The following is a 23,274-nucleotide window of genomic DNA, read 5'->3' on the forward strand; positions in this document are numbered from 1 at the left end:
CTCAGCGCTCGAACTCGGTCTGCAGGGTCCCATCCCAGGTCAGGCGCGTCACCAGTCGCCCCCGCCAGTGGGTGTCGTCCCGATCGGGGAAGTCGTCGCGCCAATGGCTGCCGCGGGTCTCCTCGCGGAGCCTGGCGGCGGCCACGATCGCGCTCGCGACCGTGTGCAGGTTGGCGGCCTCCCAGCCGGCGACACCGGGCTCGCCGAGCGCCTCGGCGAGGGCGGCGAGCTCACGGTCGGCGGTGGCCAGGCCATCGGCGGTGCGCAGGACTCCGGCGTGGGTGGTCATGATCTGCTGGATCTCGCTCCGGACGTCCCGTCCGGGCTGGACGGGCTGGACCGGCTGGACGGGCTGGACGGCCTCGGGCGCGACCGCTTCGCCCGGCTCAGGGGCGTCGTCGCTGATGGCGGCGGCGATGCGCTCGGCGTAGACCAGGCCTTCCAGCAGGGAGTTCGATGCCAGGCGGTTCGCGCCGTGGACGCCCGTCCGGGCGACCTCGCCGCACGCGTACAGGCCAGAGACGGTCGTCCGGCCGAACAGGTCGGTGCGGACGCCGCCGCTCGCGTAGTGCGCGGACGGCGCGACCGGGATCGGCTCGGTCACCGGGTCGATCCCGTGGTGGCGGCAGGTCGCGAGGATCGTCGGGAAGCGGCGCTCCCACATCTCGGCGCCGAAGTGACGGCCGTCCAGCAGCATGTGGGACGCGCCGGTCTCGTGCATCCGGTTCATGATCCCCTTGGCGACGACGTCGCGCGGGGCGAGTTCGGCCAGCTCGTGCCGTCCGACCATGAAGCGGACGCCGTCGTGGTCGATCAGGTGCGCGCCCTCGCCCCGGACGGCCTCGGAGATCAGCGGCAGCCGTCCGCGCGCGTCCTCGCCGAGCCACAGCGGCGTCGGGTGGAACTGGACGAACTCCAGGTCGGCGACCTCGGCCCCGGCGCGCAGCGCCAGCGCCACGCCGTCGCCCGTGGACACCTCGGGGTTGGTCGTGGCCGAGTACACCTGGCCGAGCCCGCCCGTCGCGAGCACGACCGCCCGCGCCCGGACGGCCCCGACGCCGCTCGGCGAGCCCTCCCCCATGACGTGCAGGGTGACCCCGGCGGCGCGTCCTTCGGCGTCCTTGATCAGGTCGAGGACCAGGGCGTTCTCGATCGCCTCGATCTGGTGCTCCTTGAGCGCGGCGCGCAGCGCGCGGCTGATCTCCGCGCCGGTCGCGTCGCCGCCCGCGTGCGCGACGCGCCGCCGGTGGTGGCCTCCCTCGCGGCCGAGTTCGAGCTCCCCGGACGCGTCCCGGTCGAACGCCGTGCCCAGGTCCGCGAGCCGCCGGACGGCCGCCGGGCCCTCGGTGACCAGCACCCGGACGGCGTTCTCGTCGCACACCCCGGCACCGGCGACGAGCGTGTCGGCCAGGTGCTCCCCGGGGGTGTCGGCGGGGTCGAGCGCGGCGGCGATCCCGCCCTGCGCCCAGCGGGTGGAGCCCGCGTCCAGGAGCGCCTTGGTGACCAGCAGGACGCGCTGTCCGCGCTCGTGGCAGCGGAGCGCGGCGACGAGCCCGGCGATGCCGGAGCCGATGACGACGGTGTCGGCGGTCCGGGTCCAGCCGGGCGCGGGGGCGGTGAGCGGTCGGGGGATCATGTGCCCTCCTCGGGGAGGCAAGTTTTCGTCATTCTGACACTAACCCCGGGAGATGGCGCTGTGAGACGCCCCACAAACGCCGGACGCCGCCACCCGAGTGGGTGACGGCGTCCGGGAGAATCCAGGTCAGAGGGAGTGCGCGGGGCGGAGCTGGTCGGTTCCGGGGACCGGCTCGGCCGGGTCGTCACCGAGCGCGACGATCGCGTTCCGGGCGTCCACGTGCACCACGGTCGGGGTGAACGCGCGCGCCTCGGCGTCGGTCAGCTGCGCGTAGCTGATGATGATCACCATGTCGCCGGTCTGGACGAGCCGGGCCGCCGCGCCGTTGATGCCGATCACGCCGGAGCCGCGCTCGCCCGCGATCAGGTACGTGGACAGCCGCGCGCCGTTGTCGATGTCCACCACGTCCACCTTCTCGCCCGGGAGCAGGTCGGCGGCGTCCAGCAGGTCGGCGTCCACGGTCAGGGAGCCGACGTAGTGCAGGTCGGCCTGGGTCACCGTGGCACGGTGGATCTTGCTCTTGAACATCGTCCGGATCATCGCGACTCCTTGCCGAACTCCAGGGGGACGTTGTCGATCAGGTGGGTGGCCCCCACCCGGCCCGCCACGGCGAGCACCGCCGGGCCGTCATGGCCGCCCGCCACCTCGGTGAACGTCGCGGGATCGACGAGCACCAGGTAGTCGAGCTCCAGCGGGGGCTCGGCCGCCCCCGCCGCGGAAAGGACCGCGCGGGCCGCGTCGCGCACCGCGGACGGCCCCTCGGCGACCGCGTCCGCGCCCGCCCGGAGGGCCCGGGACAGCGCGAGCGCCGTGGCCCGCTCGTCCTCGGCGAGGTAGCGGTTGCGGCTGGACAGCGCCAGCCCGTCCGGCTCCCGGACGGTCGGCGCGCCGATGATCTCGACCGGAAGGTCCAGGTCGGCGACCATCCGGCGGATCATCGCGAGCTGCTGGGCGTCCTTCTCCCCGAAGACCGCGACGTCCGGACGCGTCAGATTCAACAACTTCGCGACGACCGTGAGCATTCCGGCGAAGTGCCCGGGCCGGGACTCGCCCTCCACGATCCGGCCCATCGCGCCGGGCTCGATCGTCACCACCGGCTCGCGCGGGTACATGACCTCGGGCGTCGGCGCGAACACGATGTCCACGCCCTCGGCCGCGCACGCCTCGATGTCGGCGGCGAAGGTGCGCGGGTAGCGGTCGAGATCCTCGCCCGGCCCGAACTGCAGCGGGTTCACGAAGATCGACACCGCCACGGCGTCGGCCTCCCGCCGGGCGCGCCGGATCAGCGAGCGGTGCCCCTCGTGCAGCGCGCCCATCGTCGGCACCAGCGCCAGCGTCCCCCGGACGCCGGACCGCACGGCCGCCAGTTCCTCGCGGGTCTTCGCGATCACCGGTGTCAAGATTCCTCCACAGGTCGGCCGCCGCCCTCGGGCGGTCGGCACGCCGTTCCAGTACTGCGTCCTCGGCCGGCAGGGCTCTCCCCCGCCCGTCCGAGGCGGTCGGTCGCGGGGCCCTCCCCGCCCGCACCAGGCGGCCAAGCGCGGGGCCTGCCCCGTCCGCCCGGAGGCGGGTCAGTCTGCGAGGGCCTCGAGCAGGCGCTCGGCGTCCTCGGGCTTGAGCCGTCCGGCGCCCAGCGCGCGGTCGGCGGTGAGGCGGGCCAGCGCCACGTAGGCGTTGCGGCTCTCCGGCGAGATCCGGCCCAGCTCGGCGACGTGCTCGGCGACCGTCCCGGCGTCGCCGCGCGCGACCGGCCCGGACAGCCCGTCGATGCCGAGCCGCAGCCCGTTGTCGAGGGCGGCGCCGAGCAGCGGCCCGAGCATCCGGCCCGGCTCGTCCACCCCGGCGCGGCGCAGCAGGTCCATCGCCTCCACGACCAGCGTGACCAGGTGGTTCGCGCCGCCCGCGAGCGCCGCGTGGTACAGCGGACGGAGCTCCTCGGCGATCCAGGCGGGCTCGCCGCCCATCTCCAGGACCAGCGCCTCGGCGACCGGGCGCAGCGGCTCCGGCGCGGTCACGCCGAACGAGATGCCGGTGAGCCGGTTCACGTCGTCGGGACGTCCGGTGAAGGTCATCACGGGATGCAGGGCCAGCGGCAGAGCGCCCGCCTCGGTGAGCGGGTTCAGGACGGCCGCGCCGTACCGCCCGCTGGTGTGCGCGACGAGGCGTCCCTCGACGGACGTCCCGGTCGTGGCCAGCCCGGCGGCGAGCTCGGGCAGCGCGTCGTCCGGGACGGTCAGCAGGACGAGCTCGGAGGCGGCGACCACGTCCCGCGGGTCGACGACCTCGGCGCCGGGCAGCCGCTCCTCGGCCCGCAGGCGGGACGCCTCGGACACCGCCGACACCGCGACCACGCGGTGCCCGGCGTGGCCGAGCGCGACGCCGAGGGCCGTGCCGACCCGTCCCGCGCCGATGACGCCGACCGAGAGCCGGGCCGGACGGTCCGCCGGATCGGGCAGCCCGGAGGCGGGCAGGGCAGATGCGTTCATGGGTTCGTTCCAGTCCTCGAGGTAGGTACCGGACGTGCGCGACCCAGCGTACCCGTGGGTCGCGAGGCGTCCGGAACCCCCGCACCATCGCAACATGGTGACCATACGGCTACCCATGGTGATGTCTATCCCTGCACACCGGCCACAGTTGCCCCGGCCGGAACGGCCACCCCTTGCCACCACCAGGGGACGCAGCGTAACTCTGGAGAGGTGACGGCCGTCACGTGCAGGTCGAGCAGATCCCATCGGATGTCCAAGGACACCCTCCCCCCGAAGAGATGGAGCCCACCGTGATCAAGACCGTCCTCAAGACCGCGACCGTCACCGCGACCATCGCCGGGGCCACCTTCCTGGCCGCGCCCGCCCACGCCGACACGCACACGCGTACGCACACCCATACGCAGAACAGCAACAAGGGCAAGGCCGTCCACAACACCGTGAACTTCATACTGATCGGTGGGTACGGGGTGACCTGCGGAACGGTGTCGGTCGCCGGCCAGGCCGGCACCGCCTGCGACAACAACCACATCCGCAACCACGGGAACCGCAACTTCTCCGGGCGCGAGTACCGCGACGACGACGACGGCTACTACGACTACGACGGCGAGCGCTGAACCGGCCATGACCGGCGACCGTCCGGGATGACGAGGGCCGCGGCCGGGGTCCCTTCCTCCGGCCGCGACACCTGGACGCGCCGGCGGCCCCACCGCATCCACGGATGCGGTGGGGCCGCCGGCTTTCCGCGCATGTGTCAGCGGAAAAGGGGAGCCCGCGCGGCCCAGGACCGCGCGGGCTCCCCGTCTTCAGGCCGGTCAGCCCGCCGAGAGGGACTCGACGACCGACGCCTTCGCGGCCCGGCGGGCCGGCATGACGGCCGCCACGACGCCCGCGACCCCGGCCAGCACGATGAACCCGATGATCTGCAGGTACGGGACGGCGAACACCGCACTCTCGGACATGGCGCTCGTCGCGGCCCAGCCGAACCCGACGCCAAGGACGACCCCGGTGAGGGCGCCGATCACGGACATGACCAGGGCCTCCACCGACAGCATCCGGCGCAGCTGCCGGCGGGTGAGACCGAGGGCGCGCAGCAGCGCGGACTCGCGGGTGCGCTCGACCACCGACAGCGACAGCGTGTTGGCGATGCCGAACAGCGCGATCACGATGGCCAGGCCGAGCAGCCCGCCGAACACCATCAGCAGCGTGTTCACGGCCTGGGTGAACTGGTCGCGCAGCTCCGCCATGGACCCGACCCGGATCGTCGGGTACCCCTTGGTGGCCGCGTCCACGGCGCGGCGCGCGTCGTCCACCTGGACGCCGGGCTTCACCTTCGCCCACACGACCGACGCGTCCCGGACGGCCGAGACCCGCCCGAAGTCGGCCTCGTTCAGCAGCACACCGCGCAGCGGGACGTCCCCATGGAAGATCCCGGCGACCCGGATCGGCGCGCTCCCCCGGTCGCCCCGGATCTGGACGGTCTGCCCGACCCGGTAGCCGTCCGACTTCGCGGTCTCGTTGTCCACGATCAGCGTGCCGGGCTTCGGCGCGGACACCGTCCCCGCGTCCGCGGCCACCTTGATCAGCGAACCGAACGCGGACGCGGTGACGGTCTGGACCGTCATGCCCGATCCGCCCGACTTCGGCCGTCCGGCCTCGCGGGACTCGGTGACCTGGCCGAGCTGCGGCAGCGCCCGCAGGTTCGTGACCAGGTCGGCGGGGATCCGCCGGCTCGGGTCGTCCGCGGACTTGCCGCCGCCGAACTGCGACTCGACCTGGAAGTCCACCGGGAAGTGCTTGTCGAGCTGCGCGTTCGTGGTGGCGGTGCCGCTGGCGGCGACGACCGAGAACAGGCTCATCAGCCCGATCCCGATGGTCAGCGCGATCGTGGTGGTCGCGGTGCGGCGCGGCGAACGCTGCGCGTTCTGGACCGCGAGCCGCGCGGGCACCCCGCCGGCCTTCGCCGGGAAGGCCCCGACCAGGCGCCCGAGCGGACGCACCAGCGCGGGCATCGCGGCGACGACGGCGAGGAAGAACAGCATCCCGCCGAGCGCGACCATGTACATGGGGGTCTCGCCCTTGTCCGCGCCGAACCCGCCGTACCCGGCCAGGCCGACCCCGCCGAGGCCGAACAGCGCGGTCAGGATCGTCCGGATCCAGCCGAGCCGGAACCGTCCGCTGCCCGGCTCGAGGTCGGAGCGCAGCGCGGCGATCGGCGCGACGCGGGTGGCGGCGCGGGCCGGCAGCAGCGCGGACACGACGGTGACGACGACGCCGACCAGCAGCGCGACCAGGACGGTCCGGACGGTCAGCCCCGGCCCGGCGAGCTTGAGGCCGGTGTCGAACGAGCCGATCACGCCGAGCGCGCCCGCGCCCAGCCCGAGCCCGGCGGCGAGGCCGAGCAGCGACCCGACCAGGCCGACCACGACCGCCTCGACCAGCACCCCGCCGAACACCTGGCGGCGGGTCGCGCCGACGCAGCGCAGCAGCGCCATCTCGCGCGTCCGCTGGGCGATGAGGATCGCGAAGGTGTTGTAGATGACCAGCGCCGACACCAGCATCGCGACCATGCCGAACAGCAGCAGGCCGGTCTGGAGGATCTTGGTGTCCACGCCGTTGGCCTTGGACAGCCGCTGCGCGAGGCCCTTCCCGGTGAGCGCGTCGTTGTCCGGGCCGACCGCGCTCGCGACCGCCTCGCGGGTGCCGCCGAGCACGTCGATCTCGGTGAACGTCTTCTCGCCGGTCATCGCGGACGCGGTGGCGGCGTCGAAGCCGACGGCGCCCCGCGAGCCCGCATCCCGGTCCATGCCCATGTCGACGAGGCCGACGACGGTGAACCGGTGCGGCTTGTTCTTGTGGTCCAGGACGGTGACGGCGTCGCCGACCTTGAACTTCTCCCGCTTGGCGACGTGGGTGTCGAGGACGGTCTCGGACGGCCCGTTCGGGGCGCGGCCGCCGTCCAGCTCGTAGCGGAGGAGAGGCCCGGACGGCACCGACATCCCGACGGTCGGCATGTCCCCGACCGCCTTGCCGTCCCGTCCGACCAGCGCGGCACTGCCCTTGACCAGGCCCTCGGCGGCCGTGACCCCGGACACGCCCTTCACGCGGGCGAGCAGCGAGGCGGGCAGTTCCCCGCCATCCTTCGGCAGGACGGCCACGTCGACCTTGTCGGCGGACGTCGCGAACGTCTTGTCCACCCCGGACTTCATCGAGTCGGTCAGCACGAACGTGCCGGTGATGAACCCGACGCCGAGGGTGATCGCGAGCGCGGTGAGCAGCAACCGGAGCCTGTGCGCGGCGAGCCCGGCCAGTGTCGTCTTCAGCATCGCCCTCAGGCCCCCAGGCTCTTGAGGCGGTCCAGGACGGTGTCCGGGGTCGGCTGGAACAGCTCGGTGACGATCTGGCCGTCCCGCAGGAACACCACGCGGTCGGCGTAGGACGCGGCGACCGGGTCGTGGGTGACCATGACGATCGTCCGGCCCATCTCGCGGACGGACGCCCGCAGGAAGCCGAGCACCTCCGCGCCGGACCGCGAGTCGAGGTTGCCGGTCGGCTCGTCCGCGAAGATCACCTCGGGCCGGGCGACCAGCGCGCGGGCGCACGCCACGCGCTGCTGCTGGCCTCCGGACAGCTCGTTCGGCCGGTGCCCGAGCCGCTCGCGCAGCCCGACCACGTCGATGACCTGGTCGAACCAGGCCCGGTCGAGCTTGCGTCCGGAGAGCTCGAGCGGCAGCAGGATGTTCTGCTCGGCGGTGAGCGTCGGCAGCAGGTTGAACGCCTGGAAGATGAAGCCGATGCGGTCGCGGCGCAGCAGCGTGAGCTGCTTGTCGTTCATCGCGGTCAACTCGGCGTCGCCCAGCGTGACCCGTCCGCCCGAGACCGTGTCGAGCCCGGCCAGGCAGTGCATCAGCGTGGACTTGCCGGACCCGGACGGCCCCATGATCGCGGTGAACGCGCCGCGGGCGAACCCGACGCTGACGCCGCGCAGGGCGTGCACGGCCGCGTCCCCGGAGCCGTAGACCTTGCTCACCTCGGCGGCGACGACCGCCGCCGGCTCGGCGGCCCGTCCGTGCGTCGCGGGCGGGTTGGTGAACATGCTGGTCACTGCGGCTCCTTCGGTGGTCTCCAACGACAAGGACCACGCTAGAAAGCCGCGGGCCGCGTGCCATCGACCGCGCGTCCACGGTTCGGATCAGCACTTCGGCTGGCTCACGGCCGCGCCTACGACCAAAGTCGTACATTCCCATCAGCCCCACCGCTGACCCGGAGCGCGCCCGGCGGCACGGAGTGGGTGGGCGGACACGCGAAAGCGCCGGAACCCCAGGGGGTTCCGGCGCTCGTACGCTCATCGGCCGGGGGCCGTCCGGAGACTCACGGGAAGGTCACCGGACGAGCCCGTCAGCCCATGGCGTTGCCGACGGCCGCGCCACCCCTGCAACCGCCGCTCGCGGTCCCGAGGAGGCCGACGGCGTTGCCGCAGACGTCGATCGGGATCGAGATCGGCACGATGATCTGGTTGCCGGAGAGCACGCCGCCGGAGCCGTTGGTGTGGATGTCGGCGTTCGCGGGAGCGGCCAGCACCGAGCCGGTGACTGCGGCGCTGAGAGCGCAGGTGAGTGCGAGCTTCTTGAGCACGTGGAACCTCCCGTACGTGGGGCCGCCGGGGGCGACCCGACCAACACGACCGCGCCGCCGCGCCATCCGGCGACGCTCACGTCGGGTAGTTATTCAGCTACCAATGCGTAATGGAACCGCCAACTCCCACTTGAGAACGAAAAGTCGCCATAGAGTGACCGCCCTGTGACTGTCAGTTGTCGCTTTGGCCGCTCTTGACCAGACCTGTCTCATACGCGAAGACCACGGCCTGAACGCGGTCGCGCAGCCCGAGCTTCATCAGGATCCGGCCCATGTGGGTCTTCACCGTGGCCTCGGAGACGTAGAGCCGCTCGGCGATCTCGGCGTTCGACATCCCGCGCGCGACCAGGTGCAGCACCTCGGTCTCACGGTCGGTCAGCGCGGCGAGGGCCTCGGCCGCCTTGTCCTGGCCGCCGTCCGGCAGGTGCAGGGCGAACCGGTCCAGCAGCCGCTTGGTGGTGCTCGGCGCGACGACCGCGTCCCCGGACCGGACGGCCCGGATCGCCTCCACCAGCTGCGCCGGGCCCGCGTCCTTGAGCATGAACCCGCTGGCGCCCGCCTTGATCGCGGCGAACGCGTACTCGTCCAGGTCGAACGTGGTCAGGATGATCACCTTCGGGCCGCCGGCGGCCACGATCCGCCGGGTCGCCTCGATGCCGTCCATGCGCGGCATCCGGACGTCCATCAGGACGACCTCGACCGGGCTGTCCGCCGGAGCCGCCCGCACCGCCTCCACGGCCGTCGCGCCGTCCCCGGCCTCCCCGACGACCTCGATGTCGGGCTGGGCGTCCAGCACCATCGTGAAGCCCGCACGGACCAGCTCCTGGTCGTCCACCAGAAGCACCCTGATCGGCTCGTCCACCCGTTTCTCCCTCACTCACGTCCAACCGTCACACCCCGAGCGGCCTCCTCCGCGCGCGCACGAGGCGGGCCGGCGTCAGGTTCGCGCTTCCTCGCGGACGGGGATGCGCGCCTTCACCGCGAAGCCACCGCCCGGACGCGGCGCCGCGTCCACCTCGCCCCCGTAGACGGCGGCGCGTTCGCGCATGCCGACCAGGCCGTGGCCGTGCCCGTCGTCCGGGGCGGCCGCGCCGCGCCCGTCGTCCACGACCTCGACCGTGACCTCGTCGTCACCGTAATGCAGGGTGACCCTCGCCGAGGTGCGCGGACCGCCGTGTTTCAGGGCATTCGTGAGTGCCTCCTGGACGATCCGGTAGATCGTCAGAGCGCGCCCCTCGGACACCTCGGACGCCGATCCGGTGCGTTCCAGGGTGACCGGAAGCCCTGCCGTCCGGACCTGTTCGACCAGATCGTCCAGCTGGGCGAGGCCGGGCTGGGGCGCGTACGCCTGGCCCGCGGCCTCCTCGCGCAGCACGCCGAGCAGCCGCCGCATCTCCGCGAGCGCCGTGCGCCCGGTCGAGGAGATCGCCTCCAGCGCCTGCCGGGCGCGGCCGGGATCGGTGTCGATCGCGTAGGCCGCACCGTCCGCCTGGACGACGATGACGCTGACGTTGTGCGCGACGACGTCGTGCATCTCGCGGGCGATCCGGGCGCGCTCGGCGTTGCGGGCCATCTGGATCTCGGTGTCCCGCTCGTGTTCCAGCCGCTCCGCGCGTTCCTCCAGCTCACGCAGGTAGGCGCGGCGCGTCCGCATGTGCAGGCCGAGCACCCAGACGGCGAGGATGACCACGGCGAACGGGAACAGCGACCCGCGCATGACCCGCAGTTCACCGGACGCCTGCTGGTAGGACTCCAGGACCGCGCCGACCGCCGTCACGCCCATCGCCACGAGCCCCCAGCGGAACGAGCAGTACGCGGTGACGGCGTACAGCCCCATCAGGACCGTCCCGTTCGCGACGAGCACCTGCGTGCTGACCAGCCACTGGACGAAGCTGACCAGCGAGACCACCGCGAACGTCGCCCGGGGCCAGCGCCTGCGCCACACCATGGGCAGCAGGAGCGCCACCGAGAGCACCAGGTACCCCACCGCCGAGAGGTCGTAGTGGTGCGCCGGGTCGTTCAGGACGGACGGCGCGGTGAGGAACTGCAACAACGCCAGCGGGGCGACGAACGCGGCGTCCACCAACGCCCGTCTGCCGCGCCACCACTCCCACAGCCTTCCGACCATGCCGCCAGCGTACGTATGAGCTGGTCAGGATGGGATCAGACCCAGGTCGGACACGCCATCCGCCGCAGGTAGCGCGACCCGGCCCGCCGATCGCGGGCCTCCGGTCGCGACCGGTGCCGGACGCGCCGCGGAGCGCGGTAACGTCGGCGGAATGGAGGCGTTGACCTGGGCTCCCTGGCGGCCCGCCATGGAGCTGGCGCTCTACGGGCCGGACGGCTTCTACCGGCGGGGCGAGCGGCCCGCCGAGCACTTCCGGACCTCGGTGAGCGCCTCGTCCCGGTTCGCCGCCGCGCTGGCCCGGCTGCTCGGCGAGGTGGACGCGGCGCTCGGCCGCCCGGACCGCTTGGACGTGGTCGACATCGGCGCGGGCTGCGCCGGGATCCTGCGGCACCTGCTCACGCACGCCGCTCCCGACCTGGCCGGACGCATCCGCCCGATCGCCGTCGAGGTCGCCCCGCGCCCGGACGGCCTGCCCGGCGCGATCACCTGGCGCGGCGACCCGCCGGAATCGATCACCGGCCTGGTGATCGCGAACGAGTGGCTCGACAACGTCCCCCTGGACGTCGTGGAGCAGACCGCCGAAGGCCCCCGCCTCGTCGAGGTCTGCCGGACGTCCGGGGAGGAGCGCCTCGGCCCGCCGCCGTCCCCCGAGGACCTCGACTGGATCGCGTCCTGGTGGCCGCTAAGCGAACCCGGCGACCGCGCCGAGATCGGACGTCCGCGCTGCGCCGCCTGGGCCTCGGTCATCGAACGCCTCGACGCGGGCCTCGCCATAGCCGTCGACTACGCGCACGCACGAGCAGACCGTCCGCCCTACGGGACGCTCACCGGATACCGCGACGGAGCCACGGTCGCACCCGTCCCGGACGGATCGTGCGACATCACCGCGCACGTGGCCCTGGACGCCTGCACCGCCGCCGGAGAACGCGCGGGCGCGAGCGCGACCCTGCTGACCACTCAGCGGGACGCGCTGCGCGCCCTCGGCCTCACAGGCGCGCGTCCGTCACTGGACCTCGCCCACCGCGACCCGCGTGCCTACCTCGTCGGCCTCCGCACCGCCGGTGAGGAGGCCGAACTCCTGGACAGATCGGGCCTGGGCGGCTTCGGCTGGCTCGCCCAGGCCGTCGGAACACCGCTACCGCCGTCCCTGGCCGGTGTCCCGGCGCAGAGCCGATCAGTCCCGGCCCGGAGCGGAACGGCCCCCGCTCAGAGCGGATCAGTCCCGGCTCAGAGCTCGACCTTGAGCGACTCGAGCCCGCGCAGGATGTAGCCGGGCTTCCACCGCGGCTCCTCGGTCAGCCTCAGCGCCGGCGCGGCGCGCAGGATCGCGCCGAGCGACTCGGCCATCTCGATGCGCGCGAGCGGCGCGCCCAGGCAGAAGTGGATGCCCAGGCCGAAGCTGATGTGCGGGTTCGGGTCGCGGCCCAGGTCGAGCGTGTCGGGGTCGGCGAAGACCTCGGGGTCGCGGTTCGCCGACGCGAACTGGAGGGCGATCTCCTGCCCGCGCGGGATGGTCACGCCGCCGACCTCGATGTCCTCGAGCACCCAGCGCTCGAACATCGGCGCGGGGCCGTCGTAGCGCATCAGCTCCTCGACCGCGGTCGGGACGAGCGCGTGGTCGGCGCGCAGCCGCTCCAGCTCACCGGGGTTGCGGAACAGCGACCACCAGCCGTTGCCGGTCGCGTTCACGGTCGCCTCGTGCCCCGCGTTCAGCAGCAGGACGCAGGTGCCGATCAGCTCGTCCTCGGTGAGCCGGTCGCCCTCGTCGGCGACGCGGGCGAGCGCCGAGACGAGGTCGTCGCGCGGTTCGGCCGCGCGCGCCCGCGCGAGCTCGCGCAGGTAGTCGGAGAAGTCGTTCGCAGCCTGGACGGCCTTGCGCTGCACCTCGTCCGGCGGGTTGAGCTCGTACATGCCGCAGATGTCCGCCGACCAGGGACGCAGCAGCGCGCGGTCCTCCTCCGGGACGCCGAGCATCTCGGCGATCACGGTCACCGGCAGCGGCTCGGCCAGGTCGGCGAGCAGGTCGCCGCCGCCGCGCGCGACCAGGTCCGCGGCCAGTTCCTCGGCCAAGCGGCGGATCGTCGGCCGCAGGCCCTCGACCATCCGGGCGGTGAACGCCTTGGACACCAGGCGGCGCAGCCGGGTGTGCGTCGGCGGCTCGACGTCCAGCATCCCGGCGCGGACCAGGTCCCAGAACGGCTTCAGGAAGTCCGGCTCGGGCTGCTGGCCGAACTCCTCGTGCGTCCCGACATGCAGGTAGGACCGGCCGAGACGGCGGTCGCGCAGCAGCGCGTCCACGTCGGCGTAGCGGCTGACCACCCACTGGCCGGTCGCCTCGTCGAAGAACACGGGCCGCTCCGCCCGCAGCCGCTCGTACACCGGATACGGGTCCGCGACGAACTCCGCCGACCACGGGTCATAGGACATCTCACTCACGCTGGAACAATACGTCCACTCCAGTGGTGCTGGTCAGCGCGGGTGCGGGTCAACGGTTAGTCCGAATGCGGGTCAGCGGTCAGCACGGATGCGGGTCAGGTGGCCTGGTTCCGGCGCGTGGCCCAGTGGGTCGTGTCGCCGGACGCCGCGCGGGCGCTGCGGGCGCGCATCGCCGTCGACTCGACGATCGCGCGGGCCTCCCCCAGATCGCGGTCGGCCGCCTCCACCTGGACGAGCCCGGGCGGCGCGTCCACGTGGACGGTGCCGAGCTTGAGCAGACGCTGGACCGGGTTCACCGTGAGCCGGACGCTCTGCGCGCGCGCATGAGCGATGACGTCCGTCCGGCGGCAGAGCCAGCCGTGCCGAGCGACGAAGATGACGTCGTCGGTTCCGGCGCCGTCCGCCCGGTCCACGGTCATCCCTCGCTGGGACGCGGGCAGCAACGGGATGGCGTCGAAGTTCGTCCCAGGAAAGACCAGCGCGACGAGTTGCGCGACGACGGGCCTGGGCGCCACCGGGAGCAGCGTGGACGACAGCGCCTGCCGCTCCCCCGCGTAGCCCGCGACCGTGACGTCCAGCCGCGCCCAGCCCAACCCGCGCCACACGGACGGCTCGACCACGCTGACCGCCTGCACGCGCCCCGGCGGGACGGTCTGCATCCGCGTCTCCAGCAACCCGTACCGGAGCCGCACGCCGTCCGGGGACACCGCGACGGTGAAGTTCGCGTACATCACCAGCGGCGCGATCACCGCGCGGATCAGGCCGAGCAGCGCCGGGAGCGCCACCGCCAGCATCGCCGCCTCACTGAAGGCGAACAGGAACACCAGCGAGGCGATCATCAGGATGAACGTCGCGATCACCGGCATCCGCAGCAGGAGCCCCGCCAGCAGCGTCCCGAACGGCACCCGGTAGACCGGGCGCTCGGGCGCCTCCGGCGTCTGGCCCGGCAGCCCGGCGGCGCGCGCGAGCAGCTCGGCGCGCAGGTCCCCCGCGGCGCGGCGGCCGAGGTAGCGGAACGCGATCTCGCTCTGCTCGCCGCCGGCCAGCTCGACCCGGACCTCGGCGAGCGAGAACACCCGCGTGACCAGCGGCCGGACGACGTCGATCGCCTGGATCCGGGACACCGGGATCCGCCGGACGCGCCGCCGCAGCAGCCCGTTCTCGACGACCAGGTCGTCCTCCTCGATCCGGAACCGCAGCCCCAGCCAGCTCCACAGCCCCGTGCCCACCGCGATCACGCCGACGACCGCCGAGACGATCAGGAACCGGAGCAGCACCACCGGGCTGAGCGAGAGCGCCGCGCCGTCCTGCGTCCGCGTCATCAGCAGCGGGAACCCGAGCAGGACGAAGTAGACGATCATGATGGTGAACGCGCGCAGCGGCGCGGTCGCCCAGTGCACCCGATGCGTCCCGATCGAGAACCGGACGGGCGGCGGAGGCTGAGGCGGCGCGTACCCGTAGGACACCATCGGGTATCCCGGATACGCCTGCGGCGGTCCGTAGGGCGGACGCGGCGCGTATCCGGGCCGCGGCGGATACCCGGCGGCCGGATACACCGGCGGCATCCCGTATCCCGGCCGCGGCGGCCCGTAGGGCATGGGCCCGGCAGGCGGCTGCATCCCCTGCGGAGGTATGAACGTGGGCCGCGGCCGTCCCCCAGGCGGCGCGAACCCCGCGGGCGGCACCTGAGCCCCGTAACCAGGCGCGGCGTACGGCCCGGAGACGGTGGCGCCAGGAGCCTGAGGCCCGGGCATGTGCGGCCCAGGAGCTTGAGGGGCGGGCGCATGAGGCCCAGGCACCGAAAACCCGGGAGCCTGGGGCCCTGGAGCCTGCACCCCGGGCGCTTGCGGCGCGGGGGGCGTGTCCTGCGGGGCGCCGTCGGCGGGCGGCTCCTGGGGCGCGGTCACAGGCCCATGCTCCGTTCCTCGCCCTTGTGGGCGAGCCGGTCGCGGAGCAGGGCGGCCTCGGCGGCCGGGAGGCCCGGAACCACGGCGTCGGTCGCCGCGGCGGCCGTGTGCAGCCGGACGGTCGCGATGCCCATCCAGCGCTCCAGCAGGCCCGCCGTGACGTCCACGAACTGCATCCGCCCGTACGGGACGACGATCAGGCGCCGCACGAACACCCCGCTCGTCACGATCAGGTCGTCGCCGCGCTCGGCGTACCCGTACGACCGGTACGCCACCTCGACCACGACCCACGACACGACGAGCACGGCCAGCACGCCCGCGACCCACAGCAGAGCGGCGACCGTCCCGCCGCCGCGCCAGAGCAGGAACGCGCCGACCGCGGCGACCGGGATCGCGCGGACGAGCGCGGCGATCCGCCGATGCCAGGGATAGCGCGGGGAGATCCGGGACCAGGCGAGCCCCGCGCCGGGCTCGAAGGCGTCCGCGGCCGGATACCCGGCCGCGCCCTCCCGCTGTTCAGCCACCGGATACAACGCGGCACCTCCGGCACCATTCGAAGGCGTCCCACCCTGGGGAGGCCGTCCGCCGTACGCGCCCTCCCCGGCCTGCCCGTACTGCGCGGACGAGCCGGGCGGGGCGCCCTGAACCTGCTGCGCGGACGGCACGGGCGGCGCGCCCTGCGAACCGGGCGGCACACCGTGCGCATTCTGCGCGGGCATCACATTGTGCACGTTCCTCGCACCTGCCGCGTCCGGGACAAGCGGGGCAGGTCCGGGCGGCGGCACGTCCCGCGGGCCGGACGGTTCGCCGGATGTCGGCTCTTCGTGGTGGCTTGGGTTCATTAGCCCCTAGTCAACCGGAAAGGGCGCCCCCGCCGCGAGCCGCTCGCGCCTGTTCCGCGTCCGGATCCGGCGCGTTCGGGTCCGGCGCGGACGCGCCCGCCGTGGCACGATGAGGACCGTGACCACGCAGAGGACCGTCGGGATCGGGGCGGGCGCCAAGGAGCTGGCCACCGAGGACATGATCCTCAACATCGGCCCGCAGCATCCGTCCACGCACGGGGTGCTGCGCCTGCGCCTCACCCTGGACGGCGAGCGGATCGTCGAGGCCGAACCGGTCATCGGGTACATGCACCGCGGTGCGGAGAAGCTGTTCGAGGTCCGCGACTTCCGCCAGATCATCGTGCTGGCGAACCGGCACGACTGGCTGTCGGCGTTCTCGTCCGAGCTCGGCGTCGTGCTCGCGGTCGAGCGGATGCTCGGCATGGAGGTCCCCCAGCGCGCGGTCTGGGCCCGGACGCTGCTCGCCGAGCTGAACCGCGTCCTCAACCACCTGATGTTCCTCGGCTCCTACCCCCTCGAGGTCGGCGCGATCACGCCGATCTTCTACGCGTTCCGCGAGCGCGAGACGCTGCAACGCGTGATGGAGGAGGTCTCCGGCGGGCGCATGCACTACATGTTCAACCGCGTCGGCGGCCTGAAGGAGGAGCTGCCCGCCGGCTGGACGGCCCGGGCCCGCACCGCCGTCGCCGACGTCCGGGCGCGCATGTCCGACATCGCCGGCCTGATCCTGGGGAACGAGATCTTCCGCGCCCGCACCCGCGGCGTCGGGACGATCACCCGCGAGCAGGTCCTCCAGTACGGCGTGTCCGGCCCGATCGCGCGCGCGGCGGGCGTGGACTTCGACCTGCGCAGGGACGAGCCGTACCTCGCCTACGGCGAACTGCCCGTCCGGGTCGTCACCCGTGCCGAGGGCGACTGCCTGGCCCGGTTCGAGTGCCTGCTCGACCAGGTGCACGTGTCACTCGACCTCGCCGACGCCTGCCTGGACCGGCTCGACGACCTCCCGCCCGGCCCGATCAACCAGCGCCTCCCGAAGGTCCTGAAGGTCCCCGAGGGCCACACCTACGCCTGGACGGAGAACCCGCTCGGCCTCAACGGCTACTTCCTCGTCTCCCGCGGCGAGAAGACCCCGTGGCGCCTGAAACTGCGCTCCGCCTCGTTCAACAACATCCAGGTGCTCGCCGAACTCCTGCCGGGCTGCCTGGTCGCGGACATGATCGCGATCCTCGGCTCGATGTTCTTCGTCGTCGGCGACATCGACAAGTAGCGAACACCCGTCCCACGGGAGAAGATCCCGTGGGTCAGGCGCGGGAGACGCCGTGGTCGCGGTGCTCCTCGTCCGGGTCCTTGGGGACGCGGCAGGCGTACTCGAGGAAGTAGGCGGCGCCGACCAGGACGAGCGCGGCGAGGAAGGTTCCGGCGCTGACGAAGAAGTCCTGGCGCGGGGTGGCCTTGTCGAGGTTGTCGCCGAGGCTGAGCGCGAAGCCGCCGAAGACTCCGCCGAGGACGGCGGCGGCGTGCGCGCTGGCCTTGCCGAGCGCGGCCATCCGGGCGGCGGCGATCGGATCGACCGGCTTCAGGTCGCTGCCCGGCTTGCGGCGGATCCGGCGCAGCAGGTTCACGCCGGTGAAGGCCTCGCCGAGCGCGAGGAGCAGCAGCGTCGGGACGGCCGTCCACGGCAGCACCGGCAGCGAGTGGTAGGCGGCGCGCAGCACCACCCAGGTGATCGCCGCGGGGACGACCACCAGGATGGCGAGCACACCGGGACGGGACGGTCTCATGCAGGCGGCTGCAGGCTCAGGTCGTCACGGCGGCGCGCCGAGTCCGGGCCTGCGGCGCGCGTCACGGCCGCGGCGAGGTCGCCCACCCGGCCGTGGCCGGGCAGCAGCACGTCCGGCTCGATGTCGGCCCACGGCACCAGCACGAACGCCCGCTGGTGCGCGCGCGGGTGCGGGAGCGTGAGGTCCGGGTCGTCCATCTCGACGTCCCCGAAGATCACGATGTCGATGTCCAGGGTGCGCGGACCCCAGCGGACCTCGCGGACGCGCCGCATCGAGTTCTCGATGTTGAGGACGCGTTCGAGCAGGTTCTCCGGAGGCAGCCGGGTGTCGGCCACCAGCACGATGTTCAGGTAGTCGCCCTGCTCGGGGATCTCCTCGCCGGGCGGCGCGAACGGCGCGGTCTCGTAGACCGGGGAAAGCGCGACGAAGTCGAGACCGGGCGCGTCGAACAGCGTGTCGACGGCCTCCTGGATGTTGTCCAGGCGGTCGCCGAGGTTGCTGCCCAGCGAGAGGACGACGCGGTGCGTCACGAGCATGTGGCCGCCCGTGGCGGTCCGGTCGGGCATCTGGTCCGGTCGGTGGTCGGACGCTGTCATGGGCGACTCCTCCTGATCCTCACGGCGACGTCCGCGAAGGGGTGCGGCACCGGAGCGGCGGGTTTGTGCACGGTGACGTCGGCCTCGGCGACGTGCGGGTCCTCCAGGCAGATCTTCGCGAGCCGGTCGGCGAGCGTTTCGATCAGGTTGACGGGCTCCCCCTCGACCACGGCCACCAGCCTGCTCGCGAGTGATCCGTAGTCGACGGTACGCGAGAGGTCGTCCCCCTCGGCGGCCGGGCGGGTGTCCAGCCCCAGCGAGACGTCCACCACGAACTCCTGCCCCAGCTCACGCTCGGCGGGCAGGCATCCGTGACGGCCGCGGGCGCGCAGCCCGCTCAGTTCGATCCGGTCCAGGCTCATTCTTCCTCTGCGGTGCTCAGGATGGGTGAACCGTGGTGGAGCAGCAGACGCCACCGCTCCCCGTCACGGACGAACACCTTGCTGGCGACGATGCTTCCCCCGGCGAGGAAACCCGCCTCGGTGTCCTCGTCCGCGGTGAGCACGTTCTCCTTGCACGTCACCACGGCCTGGTCGCCATAAACGTCGATCTCCACGTCCGTCAGGACGAACTGGATGTAGGAGGTGTTGGCCATGATCAGCGCCCAGGAGCGCAGCACCTCGTCCCGGCCGCGCAGCATCGGCCAGCCCGGGTGCACGCACACCAGCGACACGGCGTGCTCGCCGTCGGCCCACACCTGCGACATCTGGTCGAGATCGCCGACCTCGAACGCGGTGTAGAACTCGGCGTTCGCCTCTTCGACCGCCTTGACGGCCCGCGCGTCCCCGCTCACCCGCGCCCCACACCATCCGCTCGACCGGAACCGACATCGCCGCCGGCGGAGAGGCTCCGGCCGCCGCCTTCGTACCCGTCGTCCGCCCCGCCATCGGGAACGGCGTGCCCGCGCACGGGAGCACCCGGCCCCCCGACCGGAGCAGCCTGCGCGGCCGCCGCGTGCTCACCGCCGGAAGGGGCAGCGTGGGCGTTGATCGCGGCGGCCATGCGGACGGCGTCGGCGTTGGCGCGGACGCGGTGCACGCGGATGCACCAGGCTCCCGCGGCGGCGGCCAGGCCGGTGATCGCGACCGTGGCGTCGTCGCGCTCCCGGACGGGACGGGGCGTGCCGTCCGGTGCGGCGAGGGCGCGGCCCACGAAACGTTTGCGGGACGCCCCGAACAGCACCGGGTAGCCGGTGCCGACCAGCGCGTCCATGTGCGCGAGCAGCGCCCAGTCATGCTCGGCGTTCTTGGCGAAGCCCAGCCCCGGGTCGAGGACGATCATGGACGGGTCGACGCCCTCGGCGAGCACCGCGTCCACCCGGCGCAGCAGCTCCTCGCGGACCTCGGCCACCACGTCGCCGTAGACGGCCCGGTCGTTCATCTCGGCGCTGTGCCCACGCCAGTGCATCACCACGTACGGCACGCGCGCCTGCGCGACCAGCCGGGTCATCGCCGGATCGGCGAGCCCGCCGCTGACGTCGTTGACCAGCCGTGCCCCGGCCTCGACCGCGGCCTCGGCGACCTCGGCGCGCATGGTGTCGACGCTGACCGGGACGCCCGCCTCCGACAGCGCGGTGATCACCGGGACGACCCGGCGCAGCTCCTCCTCGCGGGAGACGCGCTGCGCGCCCGGACGGGTGGACTCACCGCCCACGTCGACCACGTCGGCACCCTCGGCGACCAGGTCGAACCCGTGCCGGATCGCCTTGTCGGCGTCGAACCAGTCGCCACCGTCCGAGAACGAGTCGGGTGTGACGTTCACCACACCCATGACGAGGCATCGCCCTGGCTCGGGCAGCCCCGGAACGACGGCACTGGTCATGTCCCCAACCCTATGCCCTCTTCCGGACACTCCCCGACCCCCGTCCCAGCCTGTGGAAAACGCGGGAACGCCCGGCTCCCAAGGGAGACCGGGCGCTCGGAACGAAGATTCGCGGCCCACGAAAAACACCTCGGCCGACATGGCCCGCGACCATGCCGGCCGGCGGTGGGCAGTGGATCAGGCCGGACGGCCGAGGATGAGGCTCATCGCCTCGGCGCGGGTCTGCGCGTACTCGCGGAAGTCGCCGCGGACGGCCGAGGTGACCGTCTTGGCGCCGGGCTTGCGCACCCCGCGCATGGTCATGCACAGGTGCTCGGCCTCGATCACCACGATCACCCCGCGCGGGTCCAGGATCTCCATGATCGCGTCCGCGATCTGGCTGGTCAGCCGCTCCTGCACCTGCGGGCGCCGGGCGTACACGTCCACCAGCCGCGCGAGCTTCGACAGCCCGGTGATCTGGCCGGACTTGTTCGGCGTGTACCCCACGTGCGCGAGGCCGTGGAAGGGCACCAGGTGGTGCTCGCAGGTCGAGTAGACCTCGATGTCCTTGACCAGGACCATCTCGTCGTGGTCGGCCTCGAAGACCTTGTTCAGCGCGTCCTCGGGCTTCTGCCGGAGGCCCGCGAACTGCTCGGCGTACGCGCGCGCGACACGGGACGGGGTGTCACGGAGGCCGTCGCGATCGGGGTTCTCCCCGATCGCGAACAGGATCTCGCGGACGGCCCGCTCGATGCGGGCGTTGTCGAACCCGGTGGCGCGGTCGGCCAGGCCCTCCTCCAACGGCGACTCGGCGTCGCCGTCGGCGGAGGACCCGGCCGGGAACTGCTCATCGGACAAGGCGTTCTCAGCTCTCGCCCTGGTTCGGGTCCGACGGCTGCGCGATGGTGTCGTTCGCGCCGCCGCCCTGCCCGTTGTTCTGCGCCAGGTCGGCCGGGATGTCCTGCGGGCCCATGAGCGCGAGCTCCTTGGGCGTCAGCACGGGCGGACGGTCCGACGGGAGCCGCTTGCCGTACCCGGTGTAGGAATCCTGGTGCGGCCGCTTCTCGATCGGGGCGAAGATGCGCAGCACCTCGTCCTTGGAGAGCGTCTCCTTCTCCATGAGGTTGACGACCAGGTCGTCCAGGACGTCCCGGTACTCGACCAGGATCTCCCAGGCGGTGTCGTGCGCGGTCTCGATGTACCGGCGCACCTCGTCGTCGATCGCGGACGCGATGTCCTCGGAGTAGTCGCGCTCGTGGCCCATGTCACGGCCGAGGAAGACCTCGCCCTGGCCGGTGCCGAACTTGCGCGCGCCGAGGCGCTCGCTCATGCCGTACTCGGTCACCATGTTGCGCGCGATCGAGGTGGCCTTCTCGATGTCGTTGGCCGCGCCCGTGGTCGGCTCGTGGAACACCAGCTCCTCGGCCGTCCGGCCGCCCAGCAGCATCGCCAGCTGGTCGGTCATCTCGGACCGGGTGCTGAGGAACTTGTCCTCCATCGGAAGGGTCATCGTGTAACCGAGGGCCCGTCCGCGCGGCAGGATCGTCACCTTGTGCACGGGATCGGCGTTCGGCAACGCGTGCGCCACGAGCGCGTGACCGCCCTCGTGGTAGGCGATGACCTTCTTCTCCTTCTCCGACATGACCCGGGTCTTGCGCTCGGGCCCGGCCATCACGCGGTCGATCGACTCCTCGAGGGTCTCCATGTCGATCAGCTTGCGGTCGAAGCGCGCGGTGAGCAGCGCGCCCTCGTTGATGACGTTGGCCAGGTCGGCGCCCGTGAAGCCGGGAGTGCGGCGGGCGATGACGTCGAGGTCGACGTCCGGGGCGAACGGCTTGCCGCGCCCGTGCACGCGCAGGATCCCCTTGCGGCCCTCGAGGTCGGGACGGTCGACGGTGACCTGCCGGTCGAACCGGCCCGGGCGCAGCAGCGCCGGGTCGAGGATGTCCGGACGGTTGGTCGCGGCGATCAGGATGACGCCGCCCTTGACGTCGAAGCCGTCCATCTCGACGAGCAGCTGGTTCAGCGTCTGCTCGCGCTCGTCGTGGCCGCCGCCGAGGCCCGCGCCGCGGTGCCGGCCGACGGCGTCGATCTCGTCGATGAAGATGATGGACGGGGCGTTGGCCTTCGCCTGCTCGAACAGGTCGCGCACACGCGAGGCGCCGACACCGACGAACATCTCGACGAAGTCCGAACCGGAGATCGAGTAGAACGGGACGCCCGCCTCGCCCGCGACCGCGCGCGCGAGGAGCGTCTTGCCGGTTCCGGGCGGGCCGAACAGCAGCACGCCCTTGGGGATCTTCGCCCCGATGGCCTGGAACTTGGCCGGGTTCTGCAGGAAGTCCTTGATCTCGGTGAGTTCCTCCAGGGCCTCGTCGGCCCCGGCCACGTCCGAGAAGGTGGTCTTCGGCGTGTCCTTGGTGATCAGCTTCGCCTTGGACTTGCCGAAGTTCATGACCCGGCTGCCGCCGCCCTGCATCTGGTTCATGATGAACAGGAAGATCAGCACGATGACCACGATGGGCAGCAGGCTGAACAACAGGTTCAGGATGAAGCTCTGCTTGGGGACGTCGACGGTGTAGCCGCCGGTCAGCGACCCGGAGTCGACCTGCTTCTGGAGGCTGTTCTGCAGCTGGAGGCCCTGGCCGTCCACCCAGGACGCCTGCTGCCGCTTGTCACCTTCCTTGAGGGTGACCTCGATCCGCTGGTCCTTGTCGATGATCTTGGCGGACTTCACCTGCCCCGCGTTGATCTCCTGGACCACCTTGGAGGTGTCGACCTTCTCGAACGAGCGGCCGGGGTTGACACCCCACATGACCAGGGCGACCAAGAGGCAGAACAGCAGGATCCACAGCAGCGGCCCGCGAAAATAGCGCTTCACGTCCATTTATCCGGTAACCCCTCCGGGCCCCGTCCCTCCTGACATTGCGAATCCTCACCCGTTCCCGCGGGGACGGGCGCCCTCGCGAACCGGCTCCGAGCCGGGCGGGCGCTCACCGTTGGCGAAACCCACCGGTGCGGTCACCCCCA

22 protein-coding genes are annotated in these 23,274 nt (G+C 72.5%); 3 read left to right on the forward strand and 19 right to left on the reverse strand.

The genetic code is table 11. The features are described from left to right. Nucleotide 1 precedes the first annotated feature (1 nt). The 4 genes from AB0L06_RS06160 to AB0L06_RS06175 form a co-directional block, all read right to left on the reverse strand. Nucleotides 2–1,636 (reverse strand): L-aspartate oxidase, encoded by a 1,635-nt coding sequence (locus AB0L06_RS06160; RefSeq protein WP_500229809.1) that lies wholly within the window; start codon nt 1,634–1,636, stop codon nt 2–4. A 126-nt stretch (nt 1,637–1,762) separates the two neighbouring features. Then, nucleotides 1,763–2,176 carry an aspartate 1-decarboxylase gene (gene panD, locus AB0L06_RS06165; RefSeq protein WP_500229810.1) on the reverse strand — a complete coding sequence of 138 codons (414 nt, stop codon included), beginning with the start codon at nt 2,174–2,176 and terminating at the stop codon, nt 1,763–1,765. Then, the gene (gene panC / locus AB0L06_RS06170) at nt 2,173–3,036 is read right to left on the reverse strand and encodes a pantoate--beta-alanine ligase (protein ID WP_500229811.1); all 864 of its coding nucleotides are present in this window, start codon (nt 3,034–3,036) and stop codon (nt 2,173–2,175) included. The genes panD and panC overlap by 4 nt, the downstream gene beginning before the upstream one ends. 171 nt (nt 3,037–3,207) lie before the next feature. Continuing rightward, on the reverse strand, nt 3,208–4,122 hold the full coding sequence (locus AB0L06_RS06175; RefSeq protein WP_500229812.1) for a Rossmann-like and DUF2520 domain-containing protein: 915 nt from the start codon (nt 4,120–4,122) through the stop codon (nt 3,208–3,210). A 290-nt stretch (nt 4,123–4,412) separates the two neighbouring features. Here AB0L06_RS06175 and AB0L06_RS06180 point away from each other — a divergent pair, with 290 nt between their 5' ends. Continuing rightward, nucleotides 4,413–4,736, forward strand: coding sequence for a hypothetical protein (locus AB0L06_RS06180; RefSeq protein ID WP_500229813.1), 324 nt, complete (start codon nt 4,413–4,415; stop codon nt 4,734–4,736). A 198-nt stretch (nt 4,737–4,934) separates the two neighbouring features. Here the strand turns inward: AB0L06_RS06180 and AB0L06_RS06185 are convergent, their stop codons facing one another. From AB0L06_RS06185 to AB0L06_RS06205, 5 genes are all read right to left on the reverse strand, one after another. Beyond that, nucleotides 4,935–7,445 carry an ABC transporter permease gene (locus AB0L06_RS06185; RefSeq protein ID WP_500229814.1) on the reverse strand — a complete coding sequence of 837 codons (2,511 nt, stop codon included), beginning with the start codon at nt 7,443–7,445 and terminating at the stop codon, nt 4,935–4,937. Nucleotides 7,446–7,450: 5 nt separating this feature from the next. Continuing rightward, nucleotides 7,451–8,215 carry an ABC transporter ATP-binding protein gene (locus tag AB0L06_RS06190; RefSeq protein ID WP_500229881.1) on the reverse strand — a complete coding sequence of 255 codons (765 nt, stop codon included), beginning with the start codon at nt 8,213–8,215 and terminating at the stop codon, nt 7,451–7,453. 302 nt (nt 8,216–8,517) lie between these two features. Continuing rightward, nucleotides 8,518–8,754 (reverse strand): chaplin family protein, encoded by a 237-nt coding sequence (locus AB0L06_RS06195; protein ID WP_500229815.1) that lies wholly within the window; start codon nt 8,752–8,754, stop codon nt 8,518–8,520. Between the two features lie 172 nt (nt 8,755–8,926). Beyond that, on the reverse strand, nt 8,927–9,616 hold the full coding sequence (locus AB0L06_RS06200) for a response regulator (protein ID WP_500229816.1): 690 nt from the start codon (nt 9,614–9,616) through the stop codon (nt 8,927–8,929). A gap of 75 nt (nt 9,617–9,691) precedes the next feature. Further along, the gene (locus AB0L06_RS06205) at nt 9,692–10,882 is read right to left on the reverse strand and encodes a sensor histidine kinase (protein ID WP_500229817.1); all 1,191 of its coding nucleotides are present in this window, start codon (nt 10,880–10,882) and stop codon (nt 9,692–9,694) included. Between the two features lie 151 nt (nt 10,883–11,033). Between AB0L06_RS06205 and AB0L06_RS06210 the strand changes: the two genes are divergently transcribed. Further along, on the forward strand, nt 11,034–12,152 hold the full coding sequence (locus AB0L06_RS06210; RefSeq protein ID WP_500229818.1) for an SAM-dependent methyltransferase: 1,119 nt from the start codon (nt 11,034–11,036) through the stop codon (nt 12,150–12,152). Here the strand turns inward: AB0L06_RS06210 and AB0L06_RS06215 are convergent. From AB0L06_RS06215 to AB0L06_RS06225, 3 genes are all read right to left on the reverse strand, one after another. Beyond that, nucleotides 12,110–13,309 (reverse strand): cytochrome P450, encoded by a 1,200-nt coding sequence (locus AB0L06_RS06215; protein ID WP_500229882.1) that lies wholly within the window; start codon nt 13,307–13,309, stop codon nt 12,110–12,112. The genes AB0L06_RS06210 and AB0L06_RS06215 overlap by 43 nt on opposite strands. A 104-nt stretch (nt 13,310–13,413) precedes the next feature. After that, nucleotides 13,414–14,883, reverse strand: coding sequence for a PH domain-containing protein (locus AB0L06_RS06220; RefSeq protein ID WP_500229819.1), 1,470 nt, complete (start codon nt 14,881–14,883; stop codon nt 13,414–13,416). A 338-nt stretch (nt 14,884–15,221) separates the two neighbouring features. Next, complete coding sequence (locus AB0L06_RS06225) at nt 15,222–15,944, reverse strand: PH domain-containing protein (RefSeq protein ID WP_500229820.1); 723 nt, start codon at nt 15,942–15,944, stop codon at nt 15,222–15,224. A gap of 232 nt (nt 15,945–16,176) precedes the next feature. On the opposite strand from AB0L06_RS06225, the gene AB0L06_RS06230 reads away from it, so the two are divergent. After that, complete coding sequence (locus AB0L06_RS06230) at nt 16,177–17,334, forward strand: NADH-quinone oxidoreductase subunit D (protein ID WP_500229821.1); 1,158 nt, start codon at nt 16,177–16,179, stop codon at nt 17,332–17,334. Between the two features lie 34 nt (nt 17,335–17,368). Here the strand turns inward: AB0L06_RS06230 and AB0L06_RS06235 are convergent, their stop codons facing one another. The 7 genes from AB0L06_RS06235 to ftsH all read right to left on the reverse strand — a co-directional run bounded on the left by AB0L06_RS06235 (nt 17,369) and on the right by ftsH (nt 23,131). Then, on the reverse strand, nt 17,369–17,848 hold the full coding sequence (locus AB0L06_RS06235) for a DUF3180 domain-containing protein (protein WP_500229822.1): 480 nt from the start codon (nt 17,846–17,848) through the stop codon (nt 17,369–17,371). Next, nucleotides 17,845–18,444, reverse strand: coding sequence for a 2-amino-4-hydroxy-6-hydroxymethyldihydropteridine diphosphokinase (gene folK, locus AB0L06_RS06240; protein WP_500229823.1), 600 nt, complete (start codon nt 18,442–18,444; stop codon nt 17,845–17,847). The genes AB0L06_RS06235 and folK overlap by 4 nt, the downstream gene beginning before the upstream one ends. Then, nucleotides 18,441–18,806 carry a dihydroneopterin aldolase gene (folB, locus tag AB0L06_RS06245; RefSeq protein ID WP_500229824.1) on the reverse strand — a complete coding sequence of 122 codons (366 nt, stop codon included), beginning with the start codon at nt 18,804–18,806 and terminating at the stop codon, nt 18,441–18,443. The genes folK and folB overlap by 4 nt, the downstream gene beginning before the upstream one ends. After that, complete coding sequence (locus tag AB0L06_RS06250) at nt 18,803–19,237, reverse strand: nuclear transport factor 2 family protein (protein WP_500229825.1); 435 nt, start codon at nt 19,235–19,237, stop codon at nt 18,803–18,805. Before AB0L06_RS06250 ends, folB begins: the two co-directional genes overlap by 4 nt. Then, nucleotides 19,234–20,265: a dihydropteroate synthase gene (gene folP / locus AB0L06_RS06255; protein WP_500229826.1), complete on the reverse strand. Its 1,032-nt coding sequence runs from the start codon at nt 20,263–20,265 to the stop codon at nt 19,234–19,236. Before folP ends, AB0L06_RS06250 begins: the two co-directional genes overlap by 4 nt. A 177-nt stretch (nt 20,266–20,442) precedes the next feature. Continuing rightward, a complete protein-coding gene (gene folE, locus AB0L06_RS06260) occupies nt 20,443–21,033 on the reverse strand; it encodes a GTP cyclohydrolase I FolE (RefSeq protein ID WP_500229883.1) in 591 nt (196 codons plus the stop codon). A 76-nt stretch (nt 21,034–21,109) separates the two neighbouring features. Next, complete coding sequence (gene ftsH / locus AB0L06_RS06265) at nt 21,110–23,131, reverse strand: ATP-dependent zinc metalloprotease FtsH (protein ID WP_500229827.1); 2,022 nt, start codon at nt 23,129–23,131, stop codon at nt 21,110–21,112. Nucleotides 23,132–23,274 lie beyond the last annotated feature (143 nt).

The organism is Spirillospora sp. NPDC052269 (assembly GCF_040679435.1).
Classification (GTDB): domain Bacteria; phylum Actinomycetota; class Actinomycetes; order Streptosporangiales; family Streptosporangiaceae; genus Spirillospora.